Origin of the sequence: Rhodoblastus sp. 17X3, assembly GCF_030056575.1 — a bacterium.
In the GTDB taxonomy this organism is placed as follows: domain Bacteria; phylum Pseudomonadota; class Alphaproteobacteria; order Rhizobiales; family Beijerinckiaceae; genus Rhodoblastus.
In genome coordinates, this window is sequence record NZ_JASHHX010000016.1 from 20846 (window position 1) to 35752 (window position 14907).

Genomic DNA, 14907 nt, shown 5'->3' on the forward strand with positions numbered 1-14907 from the left:
ATGACACGCATTGTCGTTCTGAAGCGATCGCTGGGAATCGCCGCGATTGCGGCGGCGCTTGCCGCCGGCTCCTTCGCTCTCGGAGCGCGGGCGGAGGAAGCGCCGCGCGTCATTCCGGCGCCGGTTCTGGATGAGCCGGCAGGCCAGCGCGGCGCCGAAACCATCGTGCTCGCGGGCGGATGTTTCTGGGGCGTGCAGGGCGTGTTCCAGCATGTGAAAGGCGTGACGCGCGCCGTCTCGGGCTATGCGGGCGGCGAGGCGGCGACGGCCCATTACGAGATCACGGGGCGCGGCGACACCGGCCATGCCGAATCCGTGCAGGTCACCTTCGACCCGGCGGAAATCAGCCTCGGGCGCATTTTGCAAATCTATTTCTCGGTCGCGCATGATCCGACCCAACTCAATCGTCAGGGGCCTGACAGCGGGACACAATATCGCTCGGCGATCTTCCCGGCGAGCGACGAGCAGGCGAAGATCGCCCGCGCCTATATGGCGCAGCTCAATCAGGCGCGGGTCTATCAGGCGGCGATCGTGACGAAGATCGAACCGGGGCGGACCTTCTATCCGGCCGAGGCCTATCATCAGGACTTTCTGGCCCGCAACCCGACCTATCCCTATATCCGCATCAACGACCTGCCAAAGATCGCCGCGCTGAAACAACTCTATCCGGGCGTCTATCGCGAGGCGCCGGTCCTCGTTGGCGACGCCATGCGTTAGAACGTCATGCGCAGGCCGGCATAGACCGAGAGGGGCTGGGCGGGCGCGACGGTTTCCGGATTGGTGAAGGCCTGGAACAGCTGGTCCGTCTGGAAATAGCCGCCGAAGGTGTAGTAGCGGTGGTTGAAAAGATTGTTGGCGATGGCGAAGGCTTCGATATTGCGCGTGATCTTGTAGGCGCCGTTGAGCGAAACCGTGGCGTAGCCCGGCAGCATGGGCTGCTGGTTGGAGGCGTCGCCGGCAAAGCGTTGCGGGCCGGTGATCAGGATGTCGGCGCCGACGCGGGCTTGCGCGTTGATGTCCCAGTCGAGACTGACCTTGCCGCGCTGGCGCGGGACCATCGGAAGCTGGTCGCCCGGAACGACGAAAATATTGCCATTGGCGTCGGCCGAGGGGCTGTTCGAGCCGAGCGTCAGATAATTGCGGAAGGTCGCGTCGATATAGGCGTAACTGGCGCGGACCGTGAAGGGCCCCTTGCGGTAATTGAGCTGGGCCTCCACGCCCTGGCGCAAGGTGTCGCCGACATTGGCGAAATAGCCGAAGCCCTGCTGGGTGGGAGATGGAACATTCAGGATGTCGTTGGTGCTGAGCGTGCGATAGACGCCCGCTTTCCAGCCGACCGCGCCCCAGTCGTTGGCGAGGACCTGCTGGCCGCGAAAGCCCGCTTCGAAGGTCTGCGCGACAACCTGCTGCAGCGGCGGATCGGAGACGAGGAACGCCCCCATGATGCATGGCTTTTGCGGATTCGCGCAGCCGAGTTCGAGCGGCGTCGGCGCGCGATTGGATTCGGCATAGGAGCCATAGACGAGCAGGTCGGGCGTGAGCTTGTAGGTCAGGCCGACGACCGGATTGACATGATTGTATTGGTTCTCGCCATTGACGTCGCCGCCGAGCTGGTCGACCAGCGAGATCGACGCCAGGTTGAAGCGCGCGCCGGCGGAGAGCGTGAGCTTGTCGGTGAGGTCGATTGCGTCGAGGATGTTGAGGCCGAAATAGCGGTTGATCGAATTGACGCTGACCGGGCCGATGGCGACCGGATCGCCCGAGGGGCCGAGATAGGTCCCTGAGCCGATGACGACATAATTGGGCGCGACCACGCCAAGCTCGGCGGTCGCATTGTAATTGGTCGTTCCGTAATCGAAACTCGCGCCGAAAGTGGCGTGGTTCTTGAAGCCGAACAAGGTTCCGCTGTTGGACAGCTGCGCGCTTGCCCCCGCGCTGGTGGTGAGGATGCTGGAGCGGTCGATCTCGCCGAGCGCGGCGTTCGACGGGAAGGGGTTGTTTAGCTGTTGCCCATTCAGTCCGTTGGCCGGCGTTGACGTGTCGTTATAGCAGAGCAGCGTCGGGTCGTCGCAGGGCTGCGTATTGGTCGGGTTGCCGTCGACCATGTGCTGGATGTAGCGCCGCACATAGGCGTTGGTGTTGAGGCTCCAGGTCGGAGAAAAGGCGAAATTGCCCGACAGCGCGATCTGGCCCATCTGGGTATGCGAGGTCTGCGGCGTCGTATAGACCCCGCCCCAGTCCTGATCGAGCAGCTGGATCGGCGCCGGACCGCTCGCGCCGAACAGATTGTCGGCGAGGCCCGCATTCAGGTGATATTCGTTGCCGTTGGCGCGATAGCCGAGATCGCCGTAGAAACGGCGGATGGTGGAGGCGCCGAATTGCCGGAATCCGCCGTCCTGCACGCCCTCGAGCGCGCCATAAAAGGCGAAATCGCCAACCTGCTTGCCGTAATCCAACGCGCCCTGGATGCGGCCATAGGAGCCGCCCGAGACTTCGAGCCGGCCGCCCTGGGTGTTGAAGCCGTCCCTCATCCTGATGTTGACGGCGCCGCCGAGCGCGTTAAGGCCGAACACCGGATTGTTGGAGATCATGTCCATCGACAGGATGGCGAAGGTCGGGATCATGTCCCAGTGCATCGTGTCGCCGAAGGCCTCGTTCACGCGCACGCCGTTCTGATAGACCGCGAGGCCTTGCGGCGTCCCTTGAACCGGCGAGGAGACGAAGCCGCGGAAGACCACGTCGGGCGACAGCATATTGCCCGTGGTCCCCTGGATGTCGACGCCGGGCACCAGGCGCTGGAGCGTGTCCGCCGCCGCCGGCGAACCGGTCCGCGCGATTTCCTTGGCGTCGATGCGGGTGTTGTTGGAGGGCGTGAGGTCCTGGGTGAAATTGATCGGCGCGCCGGCGATTCCAGCGTCGGCCGCCGGGATCGCGACAGGCGGCGCCGAGGTCGGCGCATCGGTGGTGACGTCGATGTCGGGCAGGGGCTGGCCGCTTTGCGCAAAGGCGAAGGCCGGGGCGCCGAGGATGGCGACCGTGGCCAACAAGGATGCACGAAGACGGTTCATGTTCACTCCCCACAAAATCGTTGGCGGGCCCCCCGCTTGGCGACAGGCCGGTGTCGCCGCGTCCGGCGCGGCGAGGACTCAATTTGGCGCTTTTTTCGCCTTAATTGGAAAACTAATACAAATTTTCGTGATCGCAAAGATATGGCGCCGAGGAAAGGGTCCTGTTCGGCCGGGAAAAAATCCCGATTGGTTTCGGGAACAGGGTTGGTCAAATATTTCGCGGCGCGGCTGACGGCGTTGCTTCAGATCAACTGGCGTTTTGCTCGGACATGTTCTGGGAGCGCGAAGGAATCGCCGCCTCGATCAGGCCGCCGCCGCCGGGGGCCATTCCAAAGGACAGCCGGCCGCCGAGGCCGCGCACCCGCTCGCGCATGCCGGCGAGCCCTAGTCCCGCGGGCTGTTGCGGTGCGATCCCGACGCCATCGTCCTGAACGCGAAGGCGGATTTCCGGCGGCGTCGCGACCCGCGACAGCACCACGGAGGCGTGGGTCGCCCTGGAATGGCGGAAAATATTGGTCAGGGCTTCCTGCACCAGCCGATAGAGCGCGAGGCTCTCCTTTTCGTCGGGCAGGTCGAACGCCTCCGGCAGGCAGAGTTCGACATCGACGCCCGGCTCCGTCTCGCGCCATCCCTCGACGAGGATTTTCAAAGCTTCGCACAGGCCCAGTTCGTCGAGCGCGGGCGGGCGCAACTGCCGCAGGATTCGCTTGTTGTGCCCCTGCAGGGCCTCGATCTGCTCGCGGATGGCGGCGACGCGGCGCTGGAGCGGCTCCAGCCCCGCCTCCCGCACCCCGGCTTCGAGCACAGTCGCATTGGCGCGCAAGGCGAAGAGATAGGGCCCAATCTCGTCGTGCAATTCATGCGCGATCTTCTTGCGCTCCTCCTCCTGCACGTCCATCAGGCGCTGAATCAGGGCGCGATTGGCGCCCGATAGATCCTGCAGCGCTTCGGCGAGAGCGTTGATCTTGGCGCAGAGATCGACGAATTCCGGGGAGCCGGCGGCTTGCGCGCGAATCTCGTAATCGCCCTGGCTCAGGCGCCCGAGGGCGGCGGAATAGGTATCGAGCGGCCGCAGGGTGCGGGCGAGAATAAGGCTCGCGCCCAAAAGGGCGGCGAGCGCGATGGCGCCGCCGGTGAGCGCGAGATTGCGGACATCCTGCCAGACCTCGTTGACCTCGTCGGAGGGATCGCTCGCGATGACGATATCGCCATATTTGCGGCCGTCGATGGTCGCGGGCAAGATCGTCATCTGGTTGCGGGCGCGAATGAGATTGGAAAACCAGACCGGGGACTGGCGGCGCGATTCATCGGGGACCATGACCGCCGCCATGGCGTCGGCGGGATCGCGGACGAGGGCGATGCGGATATGGCGCAGCGAATCGAGGCTGCGCGCGAGTTGACGCAGGGCGTCTTCCGGATCGGCCGCGCCGTGGAAATTGACGAGAGCCGCCTCGACGAAGTCGCGCGTCACCCGGGTCATGGCCTCGCCCTCGGCCTGCACGCGGGCGCGCGCGTTCAGCGCCATGCGGCCGATATCGGCGGCGAGGCCGAGAAAGAGCAGCAGGCCGAAGAGCAGATCGATGCGGACCTTGAGCGACATGGAGCAACCGTCAGGCGGGGGCGGGGAGGGCGATGGTCGGGTTCGGCTGCTGGCAATGTCAAGGGCGGGGGCAGCCGCTTGCAATGCGGCTTGGCGCAACGCATGTTTGACGCAAACTAATCGAGGAGGCGCAGGGTGCGGGTTCTGATCGTCGACGATCATCCGGTGGTTGTCTCGGGCTGCAAGGCGCTGCTCGCCGCCGAGCCGGACATTGAGGTTTTCGACGCGCCCGACGCGGAGACCGGGCTGGCCGCCTATATGGCGAAGACGCCGGATGTCGCGGTGATCGACATCAATCTTCCAGGCCTGTCAGGTTTCGAACTAGCTACGCGCATCCTGACGCAGGACCCGGCCGCGCGCATCGTCATCTTCAGCATGAACGACGATCCGGCCTTCGCCGCCCGCGCCATTTCAACCGGCGCGAAGGGCTATCTCGCAAAGAATGACGACCCCTCGCTCTTTGTCGCCGCCCTGCGACAGGTCTGCGCGGGTGGAACCTATCTGCCCGGCGCGCTCGCGCAGAAAATGGCCTTCGCCAAATTCGACAATCGCCTCGCGCAACTCTCGCAGCGCGAGATGGAGATCGTCCGCCTGCTCGCGGCGGGTCAATCGATGGGCGCCATCGCCGACAAGCTCGGCGTGTCCTACAAGACCATCGCCAATAATTGCACGTCGTTGAAGCTCAAGCTCGGCGCGCGGACATCGATGGACCTGATGCGTGTGGCGCTGGAGGCGCAGGGGCAATAACAGGCGTCGTGGCGGAATGCTGAACGGCGGCCGTTTGCCGTTTCGCCTTCTCGCGATTACCGTTGAGGCCTTGTTTCGATGATATTGGAGACTTCCGATGTTTGATCGTCGTTTCATTTTGGCCGCCGCCACCGCGTTTTGCGCCAGCCCAGCGATGGCCGGCGTTCCGAAGGCGCTCGATCCCGACGCCGACGGGACGATCGATCTCGCCGAGGCGAAGAAAGCCGCGGGCGCCTTGTTCGACAGGCTCGACAAGGATCACGAAGGCACGCTCGACATCAAGGAACTGCGCGGAAGGGTGAGTAAGGCCGATCTCGAAGGGGCCGACCCGGACATGGACACGACCTTGACGAAGGACGAATATCTCGCTCTGGTCGAAAAGCGGTTCAAGGCGGCGGACCCGGACAATGAGGGGACGCTGGACGCCAGGGAGTTGCACAGCAAGGCGGGCAAGGCGCTGCTGAAGCTGCTGAAATGAAAAAAGAGCGATTTTCCGGCGCGAATGGCGGAAGATCGCTCTCAAGTTTCGGAGTTGCTAACGCAGGCAGGCCTCCAATGGATTTTCCTCGGCGCTGGCGATTTCTCCCGCTTCCAGCTTCAGGCCGGGGACGCGGCAGGTGCGTCCATTCCTGAAATTTTATGCGCTGGGAGGCCAGCGCCGCGCCACTCGTCTTGCCATGCGCGCTTGCACGCGCGTTCCCCAGACGATCGAATTCCTGAAATGGCCGCGACGGACATGAACTGTGGGAGGCGAAAGGCGATGATGAGGCGCTTTTCGTCGTCCGCCGCGACCTGATGCTTTACTAGCACTCGCGCTCAATGCGAAAAACTTCAAAGAATCCCGGGCCTTGATGGCCTTATTCACCGCTGGTTCGGGAATTTGTCCCAAAGCCCTGCGCGCCGCGTCATTTTCACAAAGCGGTTTCGCAAAAGCCGCCGATAGGCTATTCGCCCTCGACGGGTGCGGCGGATCGCATATTCGAGGACCGGGTTTTGGACGAGATCGAAGTCATCATCCCCAATTTGAGCTTGCGCTATTCCGGCGGCACAGCGGTCAACCGCACGATCGCGCCGCTGATCGCCAGCAAGCTCGACGCCGCCTGGTTCGGACCCGACGCGCCGGGGGGAATTGCGCAATTATCCGTGCTCGAATTGCTGCGCCTGCGTTTCCAGCCGCCGAAGCGTCACAAGGTCCGCATCTGGCACGCCCGCCGCAATGTCGAAATGCTCGTCGGGCTGGTGCTGAAATGGCTCGGCTGGCGCTTCTCCGTGATCTTCAATTCGGCCGGCCAGCGCCGCCACTCGGCCTATACTCGCTTTCTCATTTCGCAGATGGACGAGATCATCGCCACCAGCGAAATCTCGGCGTCTTTTCTGGAGCGTCCCGCGAAAGTCATCCATCACGGCATCGATCTGGAAAGCTACAAGCCGCCGGAAGACCGCGAGGCCGCCTTCGCCGCGACCGGGCTGCCCGGAAAATACGGCATCGGCGTCTTCGGCCGCGTACGCAAGCAGAAGGGCATCGATCTTTTCGTCGCCTCCATGCTGAGGCTTCTGCCCAAATATCCGGATTTCACCGCCGTCATCATCGGCCTGATCACCCCGGATAATGCGGGTTTCGTGGACAAGCTCAAGGCGGATATCGCTGGGGCGGGCCTGAGCGAGCGCATCCGCTTTCTGGGCGAACTGCCCATCGACGACGTTCCCGCCTGGTACAAGCGCATCTCGATCTATGTCTTCGCCTCGCGCGTCGAAGGCTTCGGCCTGACCATGCTGGAGGCAATGGCGGCGGGCAATGCGGTGGTTGCGACCCGCGCGGGCGCGGCGGAGCTGGTGATCGAGGATGGCGTGACGGGCGTGCTGGCGCCCACGGGCGACGTCGAGGCGCTGACCGGATCGATCGAACCGTTGATGCGCGCGCCGGAACAGATCGTCGGCATTGGCGCGCGGGCGCGGGCGCGCGTCATGGACGCCTTCAACCGCGACCGCGAGGTCGACGAGATCATCGGCGTCTATGACAAGATCTGGACGAAAGCCTGAGCCCGGAAAGGTTCAGGCGTAGGGCTGCTCCGGAGTTTTGCCGAACAGGCGCTTGACCGCCGCCGACAGATGATGGCGCAGCATGGCGATGCGGCGGTCGCCTTCCGAAGTGACCCAATTGAACTGGATCACGCGGCGCTCGCCTGAATAGGGCTCGTGGCCGTGCCAGGAATTGTCGGAGCGTTTGAACGCCAGCAGCGTCCCGGCGGCGGGCGGCACTTCCATGATCGGATCGTCGAGCCCGGCGTTGGATTTCAGCAGCCGCAGGCGTCCGCCCGCATGTTCCCACTCGGGGTTCATATAGATCAGGATCGTGAGGATCTTGCTCTTGGTGTCGGTGTGGATGCGGCCGTCGCGGGGGCTGCAGCGGCCGCGCACCGTGATCGTATGCGGACGTCCGGCGAGGTCGACGCCGAATTTCTCCGCGAAGGCGGCGCGGAAGTCATCGCTCGCCAGTTCGTCGAGAAAGGTCTGGAAGGCCGGGCCAAAGGACAGCTGCGCTGCGGGATAGCTGCCGCTCTCGCTGATCTTCGGATAGTCGCGGTTGATCTCCGCGCAGGCCTCGGCGCTGAGAAAGCCCGGAACCGTCAGGAATTCGAAGGGCGCCCGGGTCAGGGGCGTCGCCTTGAAGGCGTCCAGATCCATAAAGCGCAAGGTCATCGAGCCGGCTCCCGCTGCGGCGGCGACCGTCGTCAAAACGGCCGCGCGGAGGATCGGGTTTATAAGCGTGGGTCCGGCGCCTGTCAAAATGGCTTAGCCGCCGCGCATTTTACCGTTCCATGATCTCCGTCACCAGCGCGTCGAGCTGCGGCGCGATTTCGGCCGCCCGCCCATGTATGACATGGTCGAAATCCTCGTCGCGCGGCGTTTCGGCGGATTCGAGATTGGACAGGATCGTGGTCGCGGGGCAGCGGCGGGCGATCTGGCCGATCGGCAGCACAAGGCCCGAGGTGCCGATGGCCACCAGCACATCGTCCTCGGTCAGGCTTTCGAGGCTTTTCCACATTTGCGCATATCGCGGCGCCGGCTCGTTGAAGAAGACCACATTGGGCTTCACGCTTTCCATCCGGCCGCATTTCGGACAGCGGTCGGTCGCGGGGTCGAAACGGCGATAGCCGAACAGCCATTGTGCGCCGCATGAGACGCAGCGCATGGCCGAGAGGAAACCATGGACATGCATGACGTAACGCGCGCCGGCCCGCTCGAACAGGTCGTCGACGTTCTGCGTGATGAGTTCGGCGTTGTAGCGCTTCTCCCAATCCACAGTGAGGAAATGGGCCTTGTTGGGCGCGACATGGGCGAGTTCCTCGCGCCGGCGCGAATAGAATTCATGGACCAGCTCGAAATTTTCTTCCCAGCAGTCGAAATTGCAGACGACCTCAGGGTCATATTGCGCCCACAGGCTTTCGCCGCCGGAGGTGCGAAAGGTGTCGAGGCCCGAATCGGCGGAAATGCCGCTGCCGGTGAAGACGATAAGGCGGCGCTGAGGCTCGGGGGTCATGGAGGCTCGGGGGTCATGGCGGCCCGTCGTGCGAAGTGAAGCTTCAGTTAATCACGGAGCGGCAAAAGCGGCAAACCATAGGTCGCGCAATTGTCATGCGACCGGGGCCCGACTATCGTTCTCCCGCGCGGGCTCTTCTCCTCCGCGCTCTCGGTTTCTCAGGGGGCTCCGCTTGCCCGGCTTGTTTTCCGGACTTGTCGCGTTCGCGGCCTATTTCGTCGGCGCGATCGGCTATTGCATCGTCTTCGGCCTGATCTACACGCGGCTGACGGCCCATGACGAATTCGACCTGATCGTGCGCCAGCACAATGCCTCCGCGGGCCTCGCCTTCGGCGGCGCGCTGATCGGCTTCGCGCTCGCGCTCGCGGGGGCGGTCCACAACACCCGGAGCGCGCTTGAATTCATGGTCTGGGGCCTTGTCGCCATGCTCAGCCAGTTCCTGGCCTATGGCGTGGCGCGGCTGCTCCATCCGGGCCTGTCGAACGCCATAGCGCAGAACGCCCTGGCCTCCGCCTATTGGGTCGCCTCGGTCTCGATCGCGTCGGGGCTGCTCGCCGCCGCCTGCATGAGCCCCTGAGCCGATGCCCCGCCCGACCAAGCCGTTCGGACGGCGGAACCCGCCGCAAAAGATCACCCCGCCGCCGATCGTCTATCACGCGCCGCAGGGCCTTGGCGGCGAACCGCCGCAAGACCGTCGCCGGCTGCGCTCGCTCGCGATCATCCTCGGCGTCTGCGGCATGGGCGCCATCGGCGGCCTCGCGCTCCATCAGGCCCTGAACAAGGACAATTGCCGGAACGCCGATCCCAATGACCCCAATTCGCCCGCCTGCCATGCCAGCGGCGGACATGCCAGCAGCGGACATGGCGGCGGCGGGCGCAGCGGGAGCGGCGGACATTGGTATGGTTCGAGCGGCTCAAGCGGCTCCAGCGGGTCCGGCGAACATGCGGCCTCTTTCGGCGGCTTCGGCGCGACCGGCGAGAGCGGCGCGCATTCCGGCGGCTTCGGCGGCTTTCACGGCGGGGGCGGAGAATGAGGCGCGAGGCCTCGGTCCCGCGCGCGGATTTCGCGGAACAGGCGGCGAAAATCGGCTTCGCCTTCGCCCATATCGACGGCGAAGCCTATTGGGACGAATCCGTCCGCTATGTTTTCTCGCGACGCGAGATCGAGGACGATCTCGAAGCTGCGACCGGCGAGCTTGCGGCGCTTTGCCACGAACTGGTCCGCCGGATTGTCGTCACCGAGCGAATGATGGCGCGGCTTGGCGTGCCGGACCATGCGCGCGACGTCATCGCCGAAAGCTGGAGCCGCCGCGACCCTGCGCTCTACGGACGGTTCGATTTCGCCTATGACGGCAAGGCCCCGCCGAAACTGCTGGAATATAATGCCGACACGCCGACCAGCCTGTTCGAATCGTCGGTCGTGCAATGGTTCTGGCTGGAGCAGATGATCGCCTCCGGGCAGTTGCCGCCGGGCGCAGACCAGTTCAATTCCCTGCATGAAAAGCTGGTCGCGCGCTGGGGCCGGATCGGCGCCGGGCGTTTCCTCCATCTTGCCTGCCTGCGCGACAGCGTGGAGGATTCCGGCACGACGGCCTATGTCGAGGAATGCGCCCGGCAGGCGGGCTTGCAGACCAGCCTGATCGACATGGGCGACATCGGCCTCGCGCCGGGTCGCGGCTTCATCGACCGCTCGGGCCGCGACATCGCCTTGATGTTCAAGCTCTATCCGTGGGAATGGATGTTCGGCGAGGCCTTCGGGAAGGCGCCGGAGCTGCGCGCGGCGCGGTTCGTTGAACCGGCGTGGAAAATGCTGTTGTCCAGCAAGGGAATGCTGGCGTTGCTCTGGGAGATCGCGCCGGGCCATCCCAATCTGTTGCCGTGCTTTTTCGAGGACGATCCGCGCGCCGCGGAACTGGGAACGCGCTTCGCGCGCAAGCCGCTGTTTTCCCGCGAGGGCGGCAATGTCGAATTGCATGACGGCGACCGCGTCGTCGCAGGTCCGGACCTCGCCTATGGCGGGCGATTCGTGCGGCAGGCGCTCAATCCTCTGCCGGATTTTTCCGGGAATTATCCAGTCTGCGGCTGCTGGCTGGTTGGCGACGAGCCGGCGGGCCTTGGGCTGCGCGAGGACGTCTCGCCCGTCACAGGCAATCGCTCGCGCTTCGTTCCCCACGCGATTCTGGATTAGTTTCTAGCGCCAGAACGGCCGCAGCTTCTTGAAGCGTTTCCAGTCCTTCGCCAGCCCTTCGTCCGCGATGAGCGCGCCGCGCGCATACCAGCCGGAGACGATCCCGGCGGCGCGCGCCGCCTCGGTCGCGTGCGACTGGCTGAGGAAATGATCCGCGCTCGCCGCGTCATTATGCGCGCCAAGAATTTCCTGCAGATTCGCCGCCGCGCGGACGAAGGGCGTCGAGTCGCGCTGCTCCTCGAAGCACGACGAGAAGAATTCCGCGCCATAGCGCAGGTTTTTCAGCGCGATGCGCACTTCATGGCGCTTCTCGTCGGGGAGGGTCACGAGTTTCTTGCCGCGTTTCAGCACGCGCTTGTGCAACTGTTCGAGCGCCTGCGCCGCGAAGAGAGCCACGGGCTCGGTCAAGGTCGTCAGCTGCGCGCCGCTGACGGCGTTGCGCCAGCCGCGGCGGGCGACGAAGGCGCTGAGCTTCAGCACGAACAGGGTGGGGCGGACCGATTCGGTCAGCGCGCGCGCATCGACATAGGCCGCAGCGCGGCGCTGTTCGAGCGCATCGAGCAAAGGCGCGAAATCCTTGCGGTCGCCGAAATGGCCCATCGGCCCGTCCTCGATCAGGTCGCGCAGGGCGTCGCTGTCGCGGGCGGCGCCGAGCGCCGTCGCCAACTCCTTGGCCTCGGCGCGGAAAGTTTCGAATTCGGGGCAGGGGATGGCGCGCTTGAGCATGCCGAGGGCCGCACGCAGGCGGCGCAGCGCGACGCGCATCTGATGGATCGATTCCGGGGCGTCGCTGGCGCGCAGCGAGGCCCAGTTGGCGAGGTAATGGTCGATTGCGCCGAGAATGATCTGCGCGGTGGCCTCGTCAAGACTGGCGTCGGCCGGCAGGGCGGCGGGCTTGGCCTTGACAGGCTTGGGCTCGCTCCCCAGGCAGAAATGCGAAGCGCGCTCCGCCTTGCTGACAATGTCGAGGCGCAAGGGCAGCGCCTCGGCCAGGATGGCGGCGAAATCGTGAAGGTCCTGCGGCAGGCCGGATTTCAGCTCCAGTTCGACCTCGCGCAGCGGCAATTCCCGTCCGCTGGCGTGAATGAGGCCGTCGTCGAAAGCGGCTTCGATCTGGGTCGCGCCGCGCGCGATCAGACGCGTGACGCGGCTGACCCGGGTTTCATATTTTGCTTCGAGCGGGGCGTCGCCAATGATCTGGCGCAGGCCGCCGGCGACATCGGCGTCGAACAGCGCGAGATCGGGCTCCATCTTGCTCGCACGGACTTCGATCTCGCCGCGCGTGAAGGAATCTCCCGCCATTTGCAGCGGCCATTTCAGCGTCATGACCGGCGCGCCGCGTCCGCTGCGCCGCACGCGCAGGGCAATCTTGCGCTTCTTGAGGTCCCAGTCGGGCGTGTCGAAATAGATCGAGATCAGCTTGCGCGCCGGCGACGCGCCCTCGACGCGCAGCAGCGGCGAGGCGAGCGCGGCGGCAAGTCCCGCGGCGTCCGTCGTGAACTTGATCTCGACTTCCTGGGGGGCGGGACCGGCCGGCTTGGCTTCAGGCGCCGGGGCGGGCGCGGCGTCCGCCTTTGTCTCGACCGGGGTTTCGACCTGAGGCTCGGGCAGGGTTTCGATATCGGTCACGACACGCTCGGCTTGAACGGAAAAGACGGCCTGCGCCCGGCGGTCCGTCGGAGCGCGTGAGGCAGCGCGGGGCGCAGTCAGGCGCCTGCTGTCTCATACTAAAACAGTTCCGCGAAAAATGCCGCCGCTTTTTTCGTTTCGGGCTGAACTAAGATTATAACGATTGTAAAAACAGTAGTTTAGGCTGGAAAATCGAGTACGCCGGCCTTGCCGGCTTTCGTGCCGAACGCCAGCCGTCCGCCTGTCGCGTCAAAGGCGAGAGCCATGACGGCGTCACGCTCGTTCTCGGTCTTGCGGACGAGAATTTCCGCGCCGTCGGAGAGCCGCACCAGCAGGATCCAGCCGTCGTCATAGCCGATTGCGACAATCAGGGCCTTGGGGTGAAAGGCGACTTTCGTGACGAGCACATTCGGACGCACACCGCATTCGCGCGGCGGCTGGCCCATCGGCCCGTCCTTGCCCGAGAACGGCCAGACGATGCAGCCGTCCGCGCCGGAAGTGGCGAGCCAGTCGCCGTCATGCGACCAGGCCAGCGACCGCGTCTTGGCCGGATAGCCGGACATGCGCATGTCCTTGCGATCAGCGAGGCGCCAGCCGTGCAGTGCATTCTCCTGCATGGAAGTCACGACGAATCGGGCGTCGGGCGAGACGGTTGCGTCGAGATGCGAGCCTTTCCAGCTCAGGCTTTCCGGCGCGGCGGCAGTATTGGGGAACCACAGGCTCGCGCCATTGTAATGGGCGATGACGAGGCGGTAGCCCTTGGGGAAGAATCCGAGGCCGCGCACGGTGGAGGGAGCGGCCCAGCCCTTGATCTCGCCTTTGGCGTCGCGGGCGCGGACATTCTTGCCACTCGACCAGGCCAGCGCCCCGTCGGCCCGCCAGGCGAGCGCGTCGATCCAGCCCTTTTCCCTGGCGATGCTCTCGGTCTTGCCCGAGACGCCCGTGGCGGCGACAAGTCCGTCATCGCCGCCGGTATAGAGTTTCGCGCCGTCGCAGGCGACGACCAGAATGGCGCCGTCCTCATGGGCTTTGATCCGCCGCTCCTCGCCGATGTCGGCGAGCAGGACGGTTCCCTCCGCCAGAGCGAAGGCGGGCGTGCGGCCAAGAAAGCCCGCGCCGACGATTTCCTCGCCGACTTCGATCGGCGTGACATATTCGGTGAGGGAGGAAGGACTCATGAAGGGGTTCCGTTATTTCATGCCGTGCTAGGCGGCGCGCCCGCAGGCGGCGGCCTTGTCGTCAAAGGCTTCGATCATCATCCTGGCGCGGGCGAGGCTCTCAGCGGAAAGCGCCTGTTCGGTCGGCCCCCAGGCGATCTTTTCGCGCGCCAGCAGCAGGCATTCGGGGAAATGGGCGCGCACCATGGCGAAATCATGCAGGACCGCGACCACGGTGCGGCCTTCCCGATGCCAGCGCGCGATGAGGGCGAGCAGATCCTGCACGGCGCGCTCGTCGATGGCGGAAAAAGGCTCGTCGAGCAGGATGAGCGAGGCGTCCTGCAGCAGCAGGCGCGCGAACAGGAGCCGCTGGGTCTGGCCGCCCGAGAGCGCGCCGATCGGGCGGCGCTCGAAGCCGGCAAGGCCCACGGTTTCGAGCGCGTCATGGACCTTCGCCTCATCGACGCGAGACAGGCCGCCGAACAGGCCGATGCGCCGCCACAGGCCCATGGCCGCCATGTCGAACACGTCGATGGGAAAGCTTAGGTCCACCTGCGCGGCCTGCGGCAGATAGCCGATATCGCGCGCGCGCGCGCCGCCGAGGTCGATGGTTCCGCCCATCGGCTTCAATATGCCCGTCAGGGCCTTGAACAGTGTCGATTTGCCGGCGCCGTTGGGGCCGCAGACGGCGAGCAGCGCGCCGGGCGCGATCTCGCCATCGAGATGGTGGACGGCGGGATGGCGGTCATAGCCGAGGGTGACATTGCGCAGCGTGACGCGGGGAGCCGACTTTTGCGCGGTCATGACAGAGCCCAATAGACGCCGCTCCAGAGCAGGACCAGGGCGCCCAGAACGATGGCGAGCCTCTGCCCGACCGCGAGCCGCAGCAGCGAGAAACCCGGCTCGTGGCGCGCGGGCGGGGCGGCGTGATCGTGCGCATGCATGTTTCGACCTGCCTCCCTGTCGCGATCCACGCT

At 65.2% G+C, this 14907-nt stretch carries 15 protein-coding genes; 7 read left to right on the plus strand and 8 right to left on the minus strand.

Features of this window, described 5'->3' with window-relative positions:
- The gene (gene msrA / locus QM467_RS14465) at positions 1-717 is read left to right on the plus strand and encodes a peptide-methionine (S)-S-oxide reductase MsrA (protein ID WP_283367044.1); all 717 of its coding nucleotides are present in this window, start codon (positions 1-3) and stop codon (positions 715-717) included.
- Here msrA and QM467_RS14470 read toward each other — a convergent pair.
- The gene (locus QM467_RS14470) at positions 714-3068 is read right to left on the minus strand and encodes a TonB-dependent receptor (protein ID WP_283367045.1); all 2355 of its coding nucleotides are present in this window, start codon (positions 3066-3068) and stop codon (positions 714-716) included. The two genes, msrA and QM467_RS14470, sit on opposite strands and share 4 nt — an antisense overlap.
- A gap of 247 nt (positions 3069-3315) precedes the next feature.
- Positions 3316-4668: a sensor histidine kinase gene (locus QM467_RS14475; protein WP_283367046.1), complete on the minus strand. Its 1353-nt coding sequence runs from the start codon at positions 4666-4668 to the stop codon at positions 3316-3318.
- 135 nt (positions 4669-4803) lie between these two features.
- On the opposite strand from QM467_RS14475, the gene QM467_RS14480 reads away from it, so the two are divergent.
- The 3 genes from QM467_RS14480 (at position 4804) to QM467_RS14490 (ending at position 7455) form a co-directional block, all read left to right on the plus strand.
- A complete protein-coding gene (locus tag QM467_RS14480; RefSeq protein ID WP_283367047.1) occupies positions 4804-5415 on the plus strand; it encodes a response regulator transcription factor in 612 nt (203 codons plus the stop codon).
- A gap of 97 nt (positions 5416-5512) precedes the next feature.
- Positions 5513-5893, plus strand: a complete 381-nt coding sequence (locus QM467_RS14485) for a calcium-binding protein (protein ID WP_283367048.1) — start codon at positions 5513-5515, stop codon at positions 5891-5893.
- A 515-nt stretch (positions 5894-6408) separates the two neighbouring features.
- A complete protein-coding gene (locus QM467_RS14490; protein WP_283367049.1) occupies positions 6409-7455 on the plus strand; it encodes a glycosyltransferase family 4 protein in 1047 nt (348 codons plus the stop codon).
- A gap of 12 nt (positions 7456-7467) precedes the next feature.
- On the opposite strand, the gene QM467_RS14495 is transcribed toward QM467_RS14490, so the two are convergent.
- Together QM467_RS14495 and QM467_RS14500 are read right to left on the minus strand one after the other, a co-directional pair.
- Entirely contained in the window at positions 7468-8115 is a 648-nt protein-coding gene (locus QM467_RS14495; RefSeq protein WP_283367050.1) for a 2OG-Fe(II) oxygenase, read from the minus strand.
- Positions 8116-8224: 109 nt separating this feature from the next.
- Positions 8225-8956, minus strand: coding sequence for an SIR2 family NAD-dependent protein deacylase (locus QM467_RS14500; RefSeq protein WP_283367051.1), 732 nt, complete (start codon positions 8954-8956; stop codon positions 8225-8227).
- Between the two features lie 172 nt (positions 8957-9128).
- Here QM467_RS14500 and QM467_RS14505 point away from each other — a divergent pair, with 172 nt between their 5' ends.
- From QM467_RS14505 to QM467_RS14515, 3 genes are read left to right on the plus strand one after another with little or no spacing between them, the layout of a single operon-like run.
- Positions 9129-9533, plus strand: a complete 405-nt coding sequence (locus QM467_RS14505) for a DUF350 domain-containing protein (protein ID WP_283367052.1) — start codon at positions 9129-9131, stop codon at positions 9531-9533.
- Between the two features lie 4 nt (positions 9534-9537).
- Positions 9538-9990, plus strand: a complete 453-nt coding sequence (locus tag QM467_RS14510; protein ID WP_283367053.1) for a hypothetical protein — start codon at positions 9538-9540, stop codon at positions 9988-9990.
- On the plus strand, positions 9987-11144 hold the full coding sequence (locus tag QM467_RS14515; RefSeq protein WP_283367054.1) for a glutathionylspermidine synthase family protein: 1158 nt from the start codon (positions 9987-9989) through the stop codon (positions 11142-11144). The genes QM467_RS14510 and QM467_RS14515 overlap by 4 nt, the downstream gene beginning before the upstream one ends.
- 3 nt (positions 11145-11147) lie before the next feature.
- On the opposite strand, the gene QM467_RS14520 is transcribed toward QM467_RS14515, so the two are convergent.
- The 4 genes from QM467_RS14520 to QM467_RS14535 form a co-directional block, all read right to left on the minus strand.
- A complete protein-coding gene (locus QM467_RS14520; protein ID WP_283367055.1) occupies positions 11148-12773 on the minus strand; it encodes a CYTH and CHAD domain-containing protein in 1626 nt (541 codons plus the stop codon).
- 179 nt (positions 12774-12952) lie between these two features.
- On the minus strand, positions 12953-13951 hold the full coding sequence (locus QM467_RS14525) for a WD40 repeat domain-containing protein (protein ID WP_283367056.1): 999 nt from the start codon (positions 13949-13951) through the stop codon (positions 12953-12955).
- A 27-nt stretch (positions 13952-13978) separates the two neighbouring features.
- The gene (locus QM467_RS14530; protein ID WP_283367057.1) at positions 13979-14734 is read right to left on the minus strand and encodes a metal ABC transporter ATP-binding protein; all 756 of its coding nucleotides are present in this window, start codon (positions 14732-14734) and stop codon (positions 13979-13981) included.
- A complete protein-coding gene (locus QM467_RS14535; protein WP_283367058.1) occupies positions 14731-14874 on the minus strand; it encodes a hypothetical protein in 144 nt (47 codons plus the stop codon). Before QM467_RS14535 ends, QM467_RS14530 begins: the two co-directional genes overlap by 4 nt.
- Positions 14875-14907 lie beyond the last annotated feature (33 nt).